Origin of the sequence: Blautia ammoniilytica, from assembly GCF_025566965.1 — a bacterium.
Taxonomy (GTDB): domain Bacteria; phylum Bacillota; class Clostridia; order Lachnospirales; family Lachnospiraceae; genus Blautia_A; species Blautia_A ammoniilytica.
This window is the reverse complement of sequence record NZ_JAOQJL010000002.1, coordinates 1-16,913: the sequence shown is the minus strand read 5'-3', so window position 1 is coordinate 16,913 and position 16,913 is coordinate 1. Positions and strand designations below refer to the sequence as shown.

The window sequence follows — 16,913 nt, the reverse complement described above, 5'->3', positions numbered from 1 at the left end:
TATCGTATTTCTTTTATTTTGCCTTTGGCACTTCCAGAATGGCTCCTCTGTTGCCGGATGTTACCATTGCTGCATATCTTGCAAGATATCCGGTTGTAACCTTTGGCTCTCTTGGCTGCCATTTTGCTTTTCTTGCTTCCAGTTCCTCCTCTGATACTTTCAGACTCAGGGAAAGCTCCGGAATATTGATGGAGATCATATCACCCTCTTCTACAAGAGCAATCGGTCCGCCTACTGCTGCTTCCGGTGATACATGTCCAATAGATGCACCTCTTGACGCACCGCTGAACCGTCCGTCTGTAATAAGTGCTACAGATGAGCCAAGTCCCATACCTGCAATTGCAGAAGTAGGATTCAGCATCTCACGCATGCCCGGACCGCCTTTTGGTCCTTCATAACGGATCACAACCACATCACCTGCATTGATCTTTCCGCCTTTGATAGCAACAATAGCATCTTCTTCACAGTCAAATACTCTTGCCGGACCTTCGTGTACCATCATCTCGGGTGCAACTGCAGAACGCTTTACAACACTGCCATCCGGTGCAAGATTTCCCTTTAGTACAGCAAGTCCTCCGGTCTGACTGTAAGGATTGTCAATTGGGCGGATCACCTGCGGATTCAGATTGATGCAGTCCTTAATATTTTCCCCTACCGTCTTTCCTGTAACAGTCATACATTCTGTGTGGAGAAGTCCTTTTTTATTCAGTTCGTTCATCACAGCATATACGCCGCCAGCTTCATTCAGGTCTTCCATATAGGTGGGACCTGCAGGAGCCAGATGGCACAGGTTTGGTGTTTTTTCACTGATCTCATTTGCAAAACTGATATCAAAATCCCAACCAATCTCATGGGCAATAGCTGGCAGATGCAGCATGCTGTTTGTAGAGCATCCCAGTGCCATATCTACAGTCAAAGCATTCAGTAATGCCTCTTTTGTCATAATATCTCTGGGGCGGATATTTTTCCTGTACATTTCCATAACCTGCATACCAGCATGCTTTGCAAGACGGATACGCTCAGAATATACAGCAGGGATCGTACCGTTGCCCTTAAGTCCCATGCCAAGAACCTCTGTCAGGCAGTTCATGCTGTTGGCAGTATACATACCGGAACAGGAACCACAGGTAGGACATGTTTTGTTCTCATATTCTGTAAGGCCTTCCTCGTCCAGCTTGCCTGCTGCATATGCACCTACAGCCTCAAACATGCTGGAAAGGCTTGTTTTGTGTCCATTGATATGACCGGCCAGCATAGGCCCTCCGCTGACAAATACAGTAGGAACATTGATCCTGGCTGCTGCCATGAGAAGTCCCGGTACATTCTTATCGCAGTTAGGCACCATAACCAGTGCATCAAACTGATGTGCAAGGGCCATGGACTCTGTAGAATCTGCGATCAGGTCCCTTGTCACAAGGGAATATTTCATCCCTATATGTCCCATAGCAATCCCATCACAGACAGCAATTGCCGGGAAAACAACCGGTGTACCGCCAGCCATTGCTACTCCCTGCTTTACAGCAGCTACGATCTTATCAAGATTCATATGTCCCGGAACGATCTCATTGTAGGAACTAACAATACCTACCAATGGTCTTTCCATTTCTTCCTTAGTCATTCCAAGTGCATTAAACAGTGAACGGTGAGGTGCCTGCTGGGACCCCTTCTTTACTGCATTGCTTCTCATATCTGTTCTCTCCTTTATCTTAACGAATCACCAGATCTCTTTTGCGATCAGGTTGCCCATTTCTTTTGTTCCAACAAGGGTACAGCCCTTTGACATAATATCTCCTGTACGATATCCGTCTGTAAGTACCTTCTGTACTGCCGCCTCTACTGCATCTGCTTCTTTGTCCAGATCCAGGGAATAGCGCAGCATCATAGCTGCAGACAGGATCGTTGCAATAGGATTGGCTTTATTTTGGCCTGCAATGTCAGGTGCTGAACCATGGCTGGGCTCATAAAGACCAAACTTTGTCTCATTTAAGCTGGCTGAAGAAAGCATTCCGATCGAGCCTGTCACCATACTGGCTTCATCTGAAAGGATATCTCCAAACATATTCTCTGTAAGAATCACATCAAACTGCTTAGGATCACGTACCAGCTGCATTGCACAGTTGTCTACCAGCATATGCTCCAGCGTTACCTCCGGATAATCCCTGGCAACCTCCTCCACAACACTTCTCCACAATCTGGAAGAATCCAGTACATTTGCCTTATCTACGCTTGTTACTTTTTTGCGGCGTTTCATAGCAATATCAAAAGCTTTGATAGCAATCCTGCGGATCTCATTTTCATTGTAGGAAAGAGTATCTACTGCTGTCTTTACCCCATTTTCTTCGGTAGTTTTTCTTGCTCCGAAATAAAGGCCTCCTGTCAGTTCCCTTACAATGATCATATCAAATCCGTCCCCGATGATCTGCTCTTTAAGCGGGCAGGCATCTTTCAATTCATTGTAAAGATATGCAGGTCTTAAATTGGCAAACAGATTCAGTGCCTTACGGATAGCCAGAAGTCCGGCCTCCGGCCGTTTGGATGGTTCGAGTTTGTACCAGGGTGATGTTTTTGCATCTCCGCCAATAGAACCCATAAGTACTGCATCTGATGCTTTTGCTGTTGCAATGGCTTCTTCTGTAAGAGGCACACCATGTACATCAATGGATGCTCCCCCAAGAAGCACCTTGGAATACGAAAAAGTATGTCCGTAAACTTCGCATACTTTGTCCAGAACTTTTCTTGCCTCAGAGACGATTTCCGGTCCTATCCCATCTCCCGGAATCAGCGAAATGTTATAATCCATAATAATTTCCTCTCTTACTCTCCTGCCTTGGACAGGTAATTGTCATTATAATAACGCACTTTTCAACAGATTTCAACCTATTAAAGCATAAAAGACAACAGACTGTTAAAGTGTAAAAGTCAACAGACTCAAAGATCTAAAACACAACAGAGTGTTGCAGAACAAAAGGCGACAGACTCACCAGGAGCTGCCGCCTTCTAATTTCATACTTATTCTGCCTGCTCGGCCTTTTCAACCTCTGCAATAGCCTGCTTTCTCATTGGAATACGACAGTTCTTGTTATTACCGAATTCTACGATCACATCCTCGTCTGTCATATCAATGATCACGCCATAAAAGCCACCAGTTGTTACCACACTGTCTCCTACTGCCATGTCATTGAGCATAGCCTGGATTCTCTTCTGCTCCTTTTTCTGTGGTCTTACCATCAGAAAATACATAATTCCGAAAAGGACTACCAGCCATACGATAGTAAAACCAAGTCCCATTCCACTGCTCTGGTCCATTTAAAAATACCTCCTGTGCGTTTGTTATAACGGGTCCCAAACCCCGGCACCCTGCTTCTTCTTTATTCATACCGAAGCCTAAAGTATATCATACACAAAATACATAATTTCATCAAGTTATTTTTTTAATATAACTAAATCATCCTTTAAAAATAACTAAATCATCCTCTTTTACTGTTGATCCTGCCCTCTTCAAAGCCTTCCAGACGCATTTTCTTATATTCTGCAAAGTTTCCGGCATCCAGTGCGTCCCTGATTTCTTCCATGAGATGGTTATAAAAATAAAGATTGTGCAGTACGCAAAGCCGCATGCCAAGCATCTCTTTTGCTTTCAGAAGATGGCGGATATAAGCTCTGCTGTAATGACGGCAGGCCGGACACTGACATCCTTCTTCAATTGGCCGTGGATCCATCTCGTATTTTGAATTAAACATATTCATCTTGCCATGGTTGGTATATACATGACCATGACGGCCGTTCCTGCTGGGATATACACAGTCAAAGAAATCAATGCCTCTTTCCACGCCCTCCAGGATATTGGCAGGCGTTCCTACGCCCATAAGATAAGTAGGCTTATCCTGTGGAAGATGGGGAACCACTTCGTCCAGAATATGATACATCTGCTCATGGGTTTCTCCTACGGCCAGTCCGCCTACTGCATAACCGTCCAGATTCATCTGTGAAATGGCATCTGCATGATTCTTACGGATATCTTCATAAATAGCACCCTGGTTGATACCAAATAACAGCTGTTCTTTATTGATCGTGTCCTCAAGACTGTTCAAACGCTGCATTTCTTCTTTGCATCTTGCAAGCCATCTGGTGGTCCGGTCTACAGAACGCTGTACATAACCTCTGTCTGCTACGCTGCTTGGACACTCGTCAAAGGCCATGGCAATAGTAGACCCCAGATTGGACTGGATCTGCATGCTTTCTTCAGGTCCCATAAAAATCTTATGTCCGTCAATATGAGACTGGAAATATACCCCTTCTTCTTTGATCTTACGCAGTCCTGCCAGGGAAAACACCTGGAATCCACCGGAGTCTGTAAGGATAGGCCGATCCCAGACCATAAACTTATGAAGGCCTCCAAATTCTTTGATCAGCTTGTCTCCTGTACGTACATGAAGGTGATAAGTATTGGACAGCTCTACCTGTGTGCCGATCTCTTTCAGGTCCATGGTGGATACAGCCCCTTTGATCGCCCCTACCGTACCTACATTCATAAAGACCGGCGTCTGGATGGTACCATGAACAGTTTTAAATTCTGCTCTCTTAGCCCGGCCTTCTGTTTTTAAGATTTTGTATTCAGCCATATGCTGCTCCCTTTTTCCTAATATTGTTAGGGACAAAAGTCCCGCCTATCTGGCAATTATATCCTGAATACATAAAAAAAACAAGAATTACTTATTTTCCTCCAGCCTGTTCTGTAATTGCTTGCACCTGGCCTTTCAAAAAGGTATAATAGCCTGCAGAAAATTTACCAAAAAAGAGGTCAGATATATGCAGATTACAGCACCTGATTTTTATAAGAAGTTTTCCTGTATCGCAGGAGAATGTCCGGCTACCTGTTGTGCCGGATGGCAGATTGTGATTGATAAAAAAAGCCTGAAACGGTATTCCCACCATAAAGGTCCCTTCGCAAACCGGTTGAAAAATGATATTAACTGGAACGAACAGGTCTTCCGCCAATACCATCACAGATGTGCTTTTTTAAATGAAGAAAACCTGTGTGACATTTACGCCGAAGCGGGTCCGCACATGCTGTGTGATACCTGCCGCAAGTATCCCAGACATATCGAAGAATTTGAAGGGCTTCGTGAATTATCTCTTTCCCTCTCCTGTCCAGAGGCCGCCAGGCTGCTTCTTTCCAGGCAGGAGCCTATAGCCTTTATCACAAAAGAAAAACCATCTTCAGAAGAAACTTATGATTCTTTTGATTATCTTCTCTTTACTGAGCTGATGGATACCCGTGAGCAGATGTTATCCATTTTGCAGGACAGAAGTATATCTTTGAATGCCCGCCTTCTGAAGCTTCTGGCCATGGGACATGATTTTCAGCTATGCCTTGACAGAAATGAATTGTACCGCTGGGAAGGCATACGCAGAAAACATATCCAAACCGGAACCGATCCGGATTTTCTGGAAAAAGTTAAACAGTGGTCAGACGATAGCAAATCCACCCCGGAACTGATCCGTGATTTCTGGAACATTCTGATACCTGAAATGGAAGTTCTGTCACCTTCCTGGCACAGCTTTTTAAAAGAAAACCTGATCTTTCATACAAAATACAATGACCAGGAAATCCTGCAATTATATAAGGATTTTAAGAAAACCATGCCAAAATGGCAGATCCAGGCTGAACAGCTGGTACTTTACTGGCTATATACCTATTTTTGTGGTGCAGTATACGATGACCAGATTTTTGCCAAAGTAAAGCTTGCCCTTGTATGTACTCTGATGATCCAGGACTTAAGTGTAGGTATGTACCAGAAATCCAGGCAGCCCCTTGCTCTTAAGGATCAGATCCGGATTTGTTATCTTTTTTCCAGAGAACTGGAGCATTCAGACCCAAACCTGAACAAAATGGAAGAACTTTTGGACCAGCACCCTGCTTTTTCCTTTGGAAAACTTTTAAAAATTCTTTGCTGATCCATGATTTCCATTACCATATTTCCACCTTTCCCTGCCACTGTTTTTGTGAAAGTTGTCCGTTGCGTATTTTTTACCCATATCGTATAATAATATGAAACGCATTTTTACAAAGCAAACGTATGATCACACAGATTCCGCTGATGAGGGATATCCCGTTCATCAGCCTTTGATATTTTTTACGAAAAACGAGGAGGCTTATATTAATTTTATGAGTAAATACACCTTGGGAATTGACATTGGATCTACCACTGTCAAGATTGCGATCCTTGATGAAAACGAAACCTTGTTGTTTGCAGATTATGAACGTCATTTTGCCAATATCCAGGAAACACTTGCAGACCTTTTACAGAAGGCTTATGACAAACTTGGAGAGCTGACTCTCCATCCGGTGATCACTGGTTCCGGCGGTCTCACACTGGCCAACCATCTGGAGATTCCATTTGTCCAGGAGGTCATTGCAGTTTCCACTGCTCTTCAGAAGATTGCGCCTCAGACAGATGTTGCCATTGAGCTTGGCGGCGAGGATGCCAAGATCATTTATTTTGAAGGTGGCAATATTGAACAGCGTATGAACGGGATCTGTGCAGGAGGTACAGGCTCCTTTATTGACCAAATGGCTTCCCTTCTGCAGACAGATGCTACAGGCCTGAATGAATATGCTAAGAATTACAAAGCCCTCTATCCTATCGCTGCCAGATGCGGAGTTTTTGCAAAAACAGACATCCAGCCGCTGATCAACGAAGGCGCTACCAAAGAAGACCTTTCTGCTTCCATTTTTCAGGCAGTGGTAAACCAGACCATTTCCGGCCTGGCCTGCGGAAAGCCGATCCGTGGACATGTAGCTTTCCTTGGCGGCCCTCTCCACTTTCTTTCCGAACTGCGGGCGGCCTTTATCCGTACTCTGAAGCTGGATGATGAACATGCCATCCTGCCTGAGAACTCCCACCTTTTCGCAGCCATGGGATCTGCCATGAATGCAAAGGAAGAGACTTCCGTATCTCTTACCCAGTTAAAGGACCGGCTCCACGGATCCATACATATGGACTTTGAGGTAGAACGTATGGAGCCTCTTTTTGCCACACAGGATGACTATGATACCTTCAATCAGCGTCAAAGTGCTTATCAGGTCAAAAAAAGCGATCTGTCCTCTTACAAAGGCAATTGTTACCTGGGCATTGATGCAGGATCTACCACCACTAAGACTGCACTTGTAGGCGAGGATGGCACCCTTCTTTATTCTTTCTACAGCAATAATAACGGCAGCCCGTTAAAAACAGCCATACGCTCTATCCAGGAGATTTATTCTCTTTTGCCAAAGGATGCACACATTGCCTACTCCTGCTCCACCGGTTATGGTGAAGCACTTATTAAGGCAGCCCTGATCCTGGATGAAGGTGAAGTAGAAACTGTTTCCCATTATTATGCAGCTGCTTTCTTTGATCCAGATGTTGACTGTATCCTGGATATCGGTGGGCAGGACATGAAATGTATCAAGATCCGCAACCATACTGTGGACAGCGTACAGTTGAATGAAGCATGCTCCTCAGGCTGCGGCTCTTTTATTGAAACCTTTGCCAAATCCCTAAACTATTCTGTACAGGATTTTGCAAAAGCCGCTCTTTTTGCAGAACATCCCATTGACCTTGGTACAAGATGTACTGTTTTCATGAATTCAAAAGTAAAACAGGCTCAGAAGGAAGGGGCATCTGTTGCTGATATTTCCGCAGGTCTTGCCTACTCTGTTATCAAAAACGCCCTTTATAAGGTTATCAAAGTTTCCGATGCAACAGAGCTTGGACGCCATATCGTAGTACAGGGAGGTACCTTCTATAACGATGCAGTACTTCGCAGCTTTGAACGTATTGCAGACTGTGAAGCTATCCGACCGGATATCGCTGGTATTATGGGTGCCTTTGGTGCTGCCCTTATTGCCAGGGAACGTTATCAGGAAGGCAAAGAAACCACCATGCTTTCCATCCAGAAAATCAACGAATTAAAATATACTACAGCTATGGCTAACTGCCATGGGTGTACCAACAACTGCCGACTTACTATCAACAAATTCAGTGGTGGCCGTCAGTTCGTTAGCGGCAACCGCTGTGAACGTGGTATCGGCAAAGAAAAGAACAAGGACCACATTCCAAACCTTTATGAATATAAATACAAACGGATCTTTTCCTATGCGCCATTATCTGCAGACAAGGCAGAGCGTGGCCAGGTAGGTATTCCCCGTGTGCTGAATATGTTTGAGAATTATCCTTTCTGGTTTACTTTCTTTACACAGCTGAAGTACCAGGTAGTGCTTTCTCCAACTTCCACGCGTAAGATTTATGAGCTTGGTATCGAATCTATCCCTAGTGAATCAGAATGCTATCCAGCCAAGTTAGCTCATGGTCACGTAAGCTGGTTACTGAAAAATGGCGTAAAATTCATTTTCTACCCATGTATCCCCTACGAGAGGAACGAATTCCCGGATGCGGTCAACCACTACAACTGTCCCATCGTTACCTCTTACGCAGAAAATATCAAAAACAATGTGGATGAGCTTCATGATCCTTCCATTAAGTTCATGAATCCGTTCCTTTCTCTGACCTCTGAAGAGATCGTTGCCAAACGTCTGACAGAAATCTTCAAGGATATTCCTGCAAATGAAATAAAAGCCGCAGCCCATGCAGCCTGGGCGGAAATGGCTGCTGTCCGTGAAGATGTACGCCGCAAAGGGGAAGAAACACTGAAATATATGGAAGAAACAGGCCACAGAGGCATCGTTCTTGCAGGCCGTCCATACCATATCGACCCGGAGATCCACCATGGCATCCCGGATCTGATCAACAGCTATGGTGTAGCTGTACTGACAGAAGACTCTGTATCCCACCTGGTTCCTGTAGAACGTCCTATCCGTGTGAACGACCAGTGGATGTATCACTCACGCCTGTATGCAGCTGCCAACTTTGTTAAGACAAGAGATGACCTGGATCTGATCCAGCTGAATTCCTTTGGGTGCGGACTGGATGCAGTTACCACTGATGAAGTATATGAGATTCTTGATAAGAGTGACAAGATCTACACTTGTCTGAAGATTGATGAGGTCAATAATCTGGGAGCAGCAAGGATCCGTGTCCGCTCTCTTCTGGCAGCACTTCGTGCAAAGGATGCACAGAAAAAACCTCGCCAGATTCAGCCTTCCTCTATCGAAAAGGTAGTATTTACAAAAGAAATGCGCAAGGATTACACCATTCTTTGCCCGCAGATGTCACCGGTACATTTTTCACTTCTTCAGGCTGCCTTTAATGCTAACGGCTATCATCTGGAGATCCTTCCGAATGACAATAAGCATGCTGTAGATGTAGGCCTGAAATATGTAAATAATGATGCCTGCTACCCTTCCCTGATCGTAGTAGGCCAGATCATGGATGCCCTTCTTTCCGGTAAATATGACCTGAATAAAACAGCCGTAGTCATGACTCAGACCGGTGGTGGCTGCCGTGCTTCCAATTACATTGCCTTCATCCGCAGGGCACTGAAAAAAGCCGGCATGGAACAGATTCCTGTTATTTCCCTGAACTTAAGTGGTCTGGAAAGCAATCCTGGCTTTAAGCTTACATATCCCCTTGTAAAAGCCGTCGTTTATGCAGCTGTATTTGGTGATATCCTGATGAAATGCATTTACAGAATGCGTCCATATGAGCTTGAAAAGGGAATCGTAAACAGAAAGCACAAAATCTGGGAGCAGAGAGTGATTGCCTTTGTATCCGGAAGTTCTTTAAGTCACAGTCAGTTCAAGAAAATGTGCAGGGAAATGGTTCATGATTTTGATACCATCCCAATCAGTGATGAAAAGAAACCAAGAGTAGGTATTGTAGGCGAGATCCTGGTCAAATTCCTTCCTGCTGCCAATAATCATCTGGCAGACCTTCTGGAGTCTGAAGGTGCGGAGCCGGTTGTTCCGGATCTGATCGACTTTATGAGCTACTGCTTCTATAACCAGAATTTCAAAGCAGACAACCTTGGCTTTAAGAAATCCAAAGCTTTCTGGGGCAATGTAGGAATAAAGGCTATCGACTGGATGCGTAAAGCCGCTAATGAAGCCCTTGCCCAGAGCCGGCACTTCCATCCTACCGCAGATATCCGTGATCTTGCCCGGATGGCAGAGCCTATCGTTTCTGCCGGTAACCAGACCGGTGAAGGCTGGTTCCTTACAGGAGAGATGATGGAGTTGATCCACGGTGATGTTCCAAATATTGTCTGCATCCAGCCTTTCGGCTGTCTGCCTAACCATATTGTAGGAAAGGGTGTTATTAAAGAGATCCGTAGGGAACATCCGGAAGCAAATATTGTTGCCATTGACTATGATCCTGGAGCCAGCGAAGTAAACCAGCTGAACCGTATCAAGCTGATGCTTTCCACAGCCCAGAAAAACCTGAAAAAACAACAGGATAAAGAAGCCTGAAGCAAAAAACCAGGAATCGCCCTGCAGGTGATTCCTGGTTTTTTCTGCTATTCTTTATTACCTGTCTTTCTTTATCTTGTTTCTTTTATACCAGTCTGAATTTCACAGCCATCTTTTTCAGATAACGTCCTCCCGGCATCATGGCAAACTCTGCATCAGAAGGATGACTTACTTTCAGATAGAATACAAAATACACTGCCATACCTGCAAGTACGCCCAGCCCAAGACTGATCACATTAGAATGAACTACTGCATATACCAGATAGTAAACCCCACCGGCTGCAACTGCCATCGGTACGCTTGCCAGCAGCGGATACAGATAGGCTTTTCTCCATGGATTCTTATAACCCATGTACTGCTTCATCGCCCGTTCATTTAAAATACACATTACAATGGCATACACGATCATTGCGATCACAATGGTATATACCCCAAGATTTGTAACAAACATCAGCACAGCCATCACGATCACATCTGCCACAAGAGCAATAGCTGCATGGAACATAGGAATATTCGGCTTTCCGATTCCCTGAAGCACACCATTGGAAATATTGGAATTGCCATTCAGGATAATGGTGATCACGCCAAGGATCATCAGCTCCCCTGCCACACCATTGGTCCTTGGGAACAAAAGTCTTGTGATAGGTCCTGCAAGCACTGCCAGCCCAACAGAGCAGGGAATGGAAATAAACATACTCAGCCAGGTGGCCTTATCAATCTTCTCTCTTGCTCCATTCATATCACGCATTGCATAATGAGCGGATACTTCAGGGATCATGGAAGTCGGTGCTGTACTTGCCAGAGTAAGAGGAATATTGATCAAAGTCATATAAAAGCTGTACTCTGCATACATAGTCTGAATAGTATGGTCATCCAATCCCTTCAGTCCATCAATACCAGAATACATATAACTGTTAATGGTTCCGTTCACATTGTAAATAAACGCACTGAGCACAATGGGCATTACCACAAGGATAATATTCCGCATCACATCCCCTGTGCTGCTGCTTTCGGAAGCATGATCATTCTGAATCCTTTTATTAATCGTTCTCCGGTTAAGCTGATAAACAAGAAGCATAAAGATCAGTGCAGAAAACACACCTGCACCTGTACCCATCGTAGCACCTGCAGCTCCCCAGGACTGAACAACCACATCACTTTGTCCGTTGAAATGGCTGATCATAACTCTTGACATCGCAAGCGCCATCACAGCCACAAAAATCTGTTCAATGATCTGTGAAAGGGAAGTAGGCATCATATTTCGGTAGGCCTGAAAATATCCTCTGAATACGCCAAGAATACCGGACAGAAAAATAGTAGGTGCCAGCATGCGAAGAGGAAGTCTAGCACCGGACATGGAATCAGGTACCAGTATAGGAGCCCCAAAGTAACATAATAGAGCAACAGCTCCGCCTGCCAGAGATACATAGATCAAAGCACATTTAAAAACCTTCTGTGCGTCCTTATATCGTTTAAATGCGATCTTTTCAGCCATGATCTTTGATACAGCCTGCGGAATACTAAAAGATGCAATCATCAGCAGAATAAAATAAATATTCTGTGCATAGGAAAACATTGCATAGCTGTTGCTTCCCAGAGTACTGGACAAAGGGCTTTTATACAGCATTCCAATAATCTTGGAGATCAGCGCTGCCACCATCAGAAAAGATGCATTTTTTACAAGTGTATTATCGTTCTTTTTACCCATAGTATCTATATTCCTTTAAATTTATTCCCCGGCAGAAACGTTCTCGATCTGCCAGTCAATGGGGGGAAGTCCGTTTTTCTCAAGAAATTCATTTGTCTTGCTGAAATGGCCGCACCCGAAAAAGCCTCTGGATGCAGACAGAGGACTGGGATGGGGAGCAGTCAAAACCAGCTGCTTTGGATTGTCAAGCATAGACTGCTTGGTCTGTGCAGGTCTGCCCCATAACAGGTACACAATGGGTCTGTCCTGCTCATTCAGTGTACGGATCACCGCATCCGTAAATTGCTCCCATCCGATCCCTCTGTGGGAATTAGCCTGATGAGCGCGTACTGTAAGTACTGTGTTCAAAAGCAACACCCCTTGTCTGGCCCATTTTTCCAAACATCCATTATCCGGAATATAGCATCCGCAGTCGTTGTGCAGTTCTTTATAAATGTTGACCAGAGACGGAGGGATATCTACATCCTTACGCACAGAAAAACAAAGGCCATTGGCCTGACCATCATTATGATATGGATCCTGTCCCAGGATCACCACCTTTACCTGATCCAGTGGTGTAAAGTCAAAAGCATTAAACATATCCTGCGGCGGTGGAAATATTTTTCTTGTCTGATATTCATTCATTACAGTCTTATACAGTTTAGCATAATACGGCTGATGAAATTCATCTTTCAGTGCTTCCAGCCATGCGCCTGAAATTGCCCCCATTTTCCTACCTCTCTCTCATAGTTTTTCACAAAAATCTTTTTCTATAAGTTTGTTCATGTTTATTTAATTCGTTTATTTAACTATTTATTTAATTCGTCTTTTTTCCTTCTGTCTTTTTACCGTCTCACGGAAATCCCACGATCTGCCAGATAATCCTTTACCTGACGGATCTCCAGTTCTTTATAATGGAACAGCGAAGCAGCAAGTGCTGCGTCTGCACCGCCTTCAGTTAAAGCATCATAAAAATGCTCCAGTGTACCTGCACCACCTGATGCAATCACAGGGATAGATACGGCCTGTGATATAGCTTTTGTAAGCTCTATATCGTATCCTGCCTTTGTACCATCACAATCCATGCTGGTAAGAAGAATCTCCCCTGCTCCCAGTTCCTGAGCTTTTTTTGCCCACCATACAGCATCGATCCCTGTATCCAGCCTGCCGCCATGCTTATAAATATTCCATCCTCCATCCGGACGGCGCTTTGCATCTATGGCAAGCACTACACACTGGCTGCCAAACTTCTGTGCTGCTTCCCGGATCAGTTCCGGACGGTCAATGGCAGCGGAATTAACTGAAATCTTATCTGCGCCTTCCCGAAGAAGCTTCCGAAAATCCTCAACTGTACGAATACCGCCTCCTACAGTAAAAGGAATAAATACGCTTGCTGCTACCTGACGTACCATGTCTACCACTGTATCACGATCCTCACAGGAGGCTGTAATATCAAGAAATACCAATTCATCTGCTCCTGCCGCATCATAGGCTTTTGCAATCTCCACCGGATCTCCTGCATCCCGAAGATCTACAAAATTTACTCCTTTTACAACACGGCCTTTATTTACATCCAGACAGGGAATAATTCTCTTTGTAAACATACGTCAGTCCTCCCTTCCAATCTGCGCAAAATTCTTAAGGATCTCCAGTCCAAAGCGGCTGCTTTTCTCCGGATGGAACTGGCATGCAAATACATTATCCTTCTCTACAGAAGCATGGATACAGGTACTGTAATCCGTTACAGCCTTTACAATCTCCGGCTCATCAGCCTGCAGATAATAGGAATGAACAAAGTATACGTATGTATCCTCCGGGATTCCTTTAAAAAGCCGTCCTTCATGCTGAAGATGAAGGGAATTCCATCCCATGTGCGGGATCTTCAGTCCCGGACATGGTGGGATACGTAGAATCTTCCCTTTCAGGATCCCAAGACCTGGCACCCCCGGTGTCTCCTCACTGCTTTCAAATAGAAGCTGAAGTCCAAGACAGATTCCAAGGAAAGGGGTCTTCTCCTGTACAATCTGTCGGATCACAGGAACCAGTTCATAACGGTTAAGATTCTCCATTGCATCTCCAAAGCTGCCCACTCCTGGCAGTATCACTTTATCAGCATTCAATAATGTATCCGGATCTCTGGATACCACAGTTTCCTGTCCCAGATAATGCAGTGCTTTTTCAACGCTGCGTATGTTGCCAGCGTCATAATCAATAATACCAATCATAATATTTTCTCCTCGATTTCAGTCAATTCTGTTACAAGCCACCGTCGGTTATTATCAAAAAATTAACTGTTCCGTATCTTCACAGCTATAAGAACCATTTATCCGTTGAATATCATAACACATGAAAAACACTTTGTCGATATTATCCACGCAATGCAAATACTTAGATATTGTACCAGCTGTGCAATTAATTTCGGTGAATTCTTGGCGAAAGGCATCTGCAACAAATAAAAAACTATATATATGTAGTAATTTCAAATGATTCCATATCTTACTGTAAGATTATCGGTTAATAACAGTTCTGATAATGTCTGCAAACTTTGCATGGGAAGACTGCCGATCTGCAATAGCTTCTTCCAGGGTCTTTTTGCTATACACGTCCTTCACCTGTTCCACTGTCCAAATGTCCCCAAACTCTTCCATTGTTTCAATAATCAGCCGATAAACTTCATCCCTCCTTTGTTGAACATCCTCAGTATATATCACCCTTTTTCACATTTGGATTTTTGATTGCAACATCACCTGTGGATTCATATTCCAGTATCTATACACATTCCGTAGTATTCGTCCATATGTCTCCGGCTCAATAAAAAAGGGCATCGCCCAATCATCAAATCAAATGATCGAACGATACCCTGTATCACTACAGTCAAACGGTTATATTTACATCATAACTAATGAAAAGCTCTCATAAAGCGGACTCTCAACATTTCCGCCAAAGAAATATCCCACATAATCAGAGCTTGGTTTCCGATAATACTTTGGTTTCACGGTAGTATGATAATCTACATACAATGACATGGCATTTTTCAGAGAAACTTTTGCCCCATTCTTAATCTTTTTAGATGTATATTTATCACCGTTTCTATAAGTAACAGTGATAGAATCAATCTTGTAATTCTTCGTTGTCTGAATCTGAACTTTCACTTTGCCTTTTTGGGGAACCTTGTTATAACGTAACATCCAATATCCGCTTGTAAGAGAAGTCAGATCTTTGGAACCCAGCGTGACATGCTCCCACCACTTAAATCTCAGGTTTTGAAGTGGGGGCTTCTTGCTCAATGGCTCTACTGAGCCAAGTATCTACAAGCTATCCTCGCGTGCCCCGCGATTCTTTTGCCCGGATACGGGCATTATTTTCTTGTTTTTTGCTTATTGTCCGGATACGGACGCTTTATGCTGTCAGCATTCTTCTTGCCTCTTCACGGATGTTGATTGCTGCATTTCGATCTCTGTCCATCTCATTTCCGCACGTACAACGGTAAACTCTTTCGGATAATTTCAGCTCTTTTTTTATCTTTCCGCATTTACTGCATTTTTTGCTTGAAGGGAAAAAGCGGTCTATCTTTACTAATTCTTTTCCCTTCCAGGAAAGCTTATAATCCAGCATATTCCGGAACATCCCGTATCCATTATCCTGCACACTTTTTCCAAAATACAGACACTGGCTCATCGCTTTCATATCAATATCTTCTATCGCAACTATATCGTACTGGTCTGTAATCCTGCGGCTCAGTTTATGCAGATAATCCCTTCTCTGGCTGCGTATTTTTTCATGGCACCTGGCAACTTTCTTTTTCTGCCTCACATAATTGTGGCTTCCTTTTACACATCTTGACAGTTTACGCTGTTCCCTTGCCAGCCTTTTTTCATTTTTTCTGAAGAATCCTGCTTTTTCATGCTCGATCTCTTCTGAAAACACTGCCATCCCCTGCATCGCATAATCAATCCCCAGTATTTTGGCATTGCTGTAATCCTTATCTGCTGCTTGGTTTTCACAGCTGTATCCTTCATACAGCAGGCTTGCAAAATACTTTCCGGACGGCTCCATACTGACTGTCACTGATTTCAGGCGGCAGTTTTCTGCAGGCTCCCTGTGTTTTTTCATGGAGATCCATTTTAATTTTGGAAGCCGGATCCGGTTGCCTTCCAGCAGGATATTCCCGTTGACCACATTTGTTGTGTAGCTGTTTTGGGAGTGATGTTTTGACTTGAAACGTGGAAATCCAGTCTTAGGATCACGGAAAAAGTTCTTATATGCTTTCTCCAAATGAAGCTGAACATTTGCCAGTGCCAGCGAATCTACTTCTTTCAGAAATGGATACTCCTTTTTATACATAGCTGGTGTGTTTTTTAACATCTTCTTTGTCTTTTTGTACTCCTGGATCTTATCATTAAGCATCTGATTGTACAGAAAACGGCAGCAGCCAAATGTTTTTCCAAGGAGTATCTTCTGTTCATCTGTTGGATAGATCCGGAAACGATATGCTATGTTCAATACTTTTTCTCTCCCTGGGTTTCGATGTATTGGCGGATTACTTCAACTGGTGCCCCTCCTGCCGTCAAAAGGCAGAAACTCTGGCTCCAGAATGCTTCTTTCCAAAGTTTTTCCCGGATTTCCGGATGCTCTTTTTTCAACAGCCTGCTGCTGGCACTTTTATATGCATTGATAAATTTACTGAGTTCCGTTTTTGGCTGTGCGCGAAACATTACATGCACATGGTCAATATCATGATTCCATTCCTCCAGAACAATCCCATATCAGGGAGCAATATATTCCCATATCTCTTTTGCTCTTTCTGAAATTGGA

At 43.9% G+C, this 16,913-nt stretch carries 13 protein-coding genes and 1 pseudogene; 2 read left to right on the top strand and 12 right to left on the bottom strand.

The window, feature by feature from the left end; genetic code table 11:
- Window positions 1-13 precede the first annotated feature (13 nt).
- The 4 genes from ilvD to tgt form a co-directional block, all read right to left on the bottom strand.
- Window positions 14-1,687: a dihydroxy-acid dehydratase gene (ilvD, locus tag OCV61_RS01130; protein WP_158420239.1), complete on the bottom strand. Its 1,674-nt coding sequence runs from the start codon at window positions 1,685-1,687 to the stop codon at window positions 14-16.
- A 27-nt stretch (window positions 1,688-1,714) separates the two neighbouring features.
- Window positions 1,715-2,800, bottom strand: a complete 1,086-nt coding sequence (leuB, locus tag OCV61_RS01125; RefSeq protein WP_158420238.1) for a 3-isopropylmalate dehydrogenase — start codon at window positions 2,798-2,800, stop codon at window positions 1,715-1,717.
- A gap of 209 nt (window positions 2,801-3,009) precedes the next feature.
- Window positions 3,010-3,306 carry a preprotein translocase subunit YajC gene (gene yajC / locus OCV61_RS01120; RefSeq protein WP_158420237.1) on the bottom strand — a complete coding sequence of 99 codons (297 nt, stop codon included), beginning with the start codon at window positions 3,304-3,306 and terminating at the stop codon, window positions 3,010-3,012.
- A gap of 161 nt (window positions 3,307-3,467) precedes the next feature.
- Window positions 3,468-4,622 carry a tRNA guanosine(34) transglycosylase Tgt gene (tgt, locus tag OCV61_RS01115; protein ID WP_158420236.1) on the bottom strand — a complete coding sequence of 385 codons (1,155 nt, stop codon included), beginning with the start codon at window positions 4,620-4,622 and terminating at the stop codon, window positions 3,468-3,470.
- Between the two features lie 187 nt (window positions 4,623-4,809).
- Here tgt and fliB point away from each other — a divergent pair, with 187 nt between their 5' ends.
- Window positions 4,810-5,958 carry a flagellin lysine-N-methylase gene (gene fliB / locus OCV61_RS01110; RefSeq protein WP_158420235.1) on the top strand — a complete coding sequence of 383 codons (1,149 nt, stop codon included), beginning with the start codon at window positions 4,810-4,812 and terminating at the stop codon, window positions 5,956-5,958.
- A 211-nt stretch (window positions 5,959-6,169) separates the two neighbouring features.
- Entirely contained in the window at window positions 6,170-10,411 is a 4,242-nt protein-coding gene (locus OCV61_RS01105; RefSeq protein WP_158420234.1) for a 2-hydroxyacyl-CoA dehydratase, read from the top strand.
- 85 nt (window positions 10,412-10,496) lie between these two features.
- Here the strand turns inward: OCV61_RS01105 and OCV61_RS01100 are convergent, their stop codons facing one another.
- The 8 genes and pseudogenes from OCV61_RS01100 to tnpA all read right to left on the bottom strand — a co-directional run.
- Window positions 10,497-12,119 carry a putative polysaccharide biosynthesis protein gene (locus OCV61_RS01100; RefSeq protein WP_158420233.1) on the bottom strand — a complete coding sequence of 541 codons (1,623 nt, stop codon included), beginning with the start codon at window positions 12,117-12,119 and terminating at the stop codon, window positions 10,497-10,499.
- Window positions 12,120-12,140: 21 nt separating this feature from the next.
- Entirely contained in the window at window positions 12,141-12,827 is a 687-nt protein-coding gene (gene ung, locus OCV61_RS01095) for a uracil-DNA glycosylase (RefSeq protein ID WP_158420232.1), read from the bottom strand.
- Between the two features lie 116 nt (window positions 12,828-12,943).
- Window positions 12,944-13,702: an imidazole glycerol phosphate synthase subunit HisF gene (gene hisF, locus OCV61_RS01090; protein WP_158420231.1), complete on the bottom strand. Its 759-nt coding sequence runs from the start codon at window positions 13,700-13,702 to the stop codon at window positions 12,944-12,946.
- A 3-nt stretch (window positions 13,703-13,705) separates the two neighbouring features.
- On the bottom strand, window positions 13,706-14,323 hold the full coding sequence (gene hisH, locus OCV61_RS01085) for an imidazole glycerol phosphate synthase subunit HisH (protein ID WP_158420230.1): 618 nt from the start codon (window positions 14,321-14,323) through the stop codon (window positions 13,706-13,708).
- A gap of 282 nt (window positions 14,324-14,605) precedes the next feature.
- On the bottom strand, window positions 14,606-14,809 hold the full coding sequence (locus OCV61_RS01080) for a hypothetical protein (protein WP_262582577.1): 204 nt from the start codon (window positions 14,807-14,809) through the stop codon (window positions 14,606-14,608).
- Window positions 14,810-14,986: 177 nt separating this feature from the next.
- Window positions 14,987-15,286 (bottom strand): hypothetical protein, encoded by a 300-nt coding sequence (locus OCV61_RS01075; RefSeq protein WP_262582576.1) that lies wholly within the window; start codon window positions 15,284-15,286, stop codon window positions 14,987-14,989.
- Between the two features lie 211 nt (window positions 15,287-15,497).
- A complete protein-coding gene (locus OCV61_RS01070) occupies window positions 15,498-16,601 on the bottom strand; it encodes an RNA-guided endonuclease TnpB family protein (protein WP_158420228.1) in 1,104 nt (367 codons plus the stop codon).
- A pseudogene (gene tnpA / locus OCV61_RS01065) lies at window positions 16,598-16,913 on the bottom strand (IS200/IS605 family transposase); the annotation flags it as partial. The pseudogene tnpA and the gene OCV61_RS01070, both read right to left, overlap by 4 nt.

Coding starts and splice junctions, on each gene's coding strand:
- OCV61_RS01075 (WP_262582576.1), bottom strand. CDS start 15,286: ATGTTACGTTATAACAAGGTTCCCCAAAAAGGCAAAGTGAAAGTTCAG.
- OCV61_RS01100 (WP_158420233.1), bottom strand. CDS start 12,119: ATGGGTAAAAAGAACGATAATACACTTGTAAAAAATGCATCTTTTCTG.
- yajC (WP_158420237.1), bottom strand. CDS start 3,306: ATGGACCAGAGCAGTGGAATGGGACTTGGTTTTACTATCGTATGGCTG.
- hisF (WP_158420231.1), bottom strand. CDS start 13,702: ATGTTTACAAAGAGAATTATTCCCTGTCTGGATGTAAATAAAGGCCGT.
- leuB (WP_158420238.1), bottom strand. CDS start 2,800: ATGGATTATAACATTTCGCTGATTCCGGGAGATGGGATAGGACCGGAA.
- hisH (WP_158420230.1), bottom strand. CDS start 14,323: ATGATTGGTATTATTGATTATGACGCTGGCAACATACGCAGCGTTGAA.
- ung (WP_158420232.1), bottom strand. CDS start 12,827: ATGGGGGCAATTTCAGGCGCATGGCTGGAAGCACTGAAAGATGAATTT.
- tgt (WP_158420236.1), bottom strand. CDS start 4,622: ATGGCTGAATACAAAATCTTAAAAACAGAAGGCCGGGCTAAGAGAGCA.
- OCV61_RS01105 (WP_158420234.1), top strand. CDS start 6,170: ATGAGTAAATACACCTTGGGAATTGACATTGGATCTACCACTGTCAAG.
- ilvD (WP_158420239.1), bottom strand. CDS start 1,687: ATGAGAAGCAATGCAGTAAAGAAGGGGTCCCAGCAGGCACCTCACCGT.
- fliB (WP_158420235.1), top strand. CDS start 4,810: ATGCAGATTACAGCACCTGATTTTTATAAGAAGTTTTCCTGTATCGCA.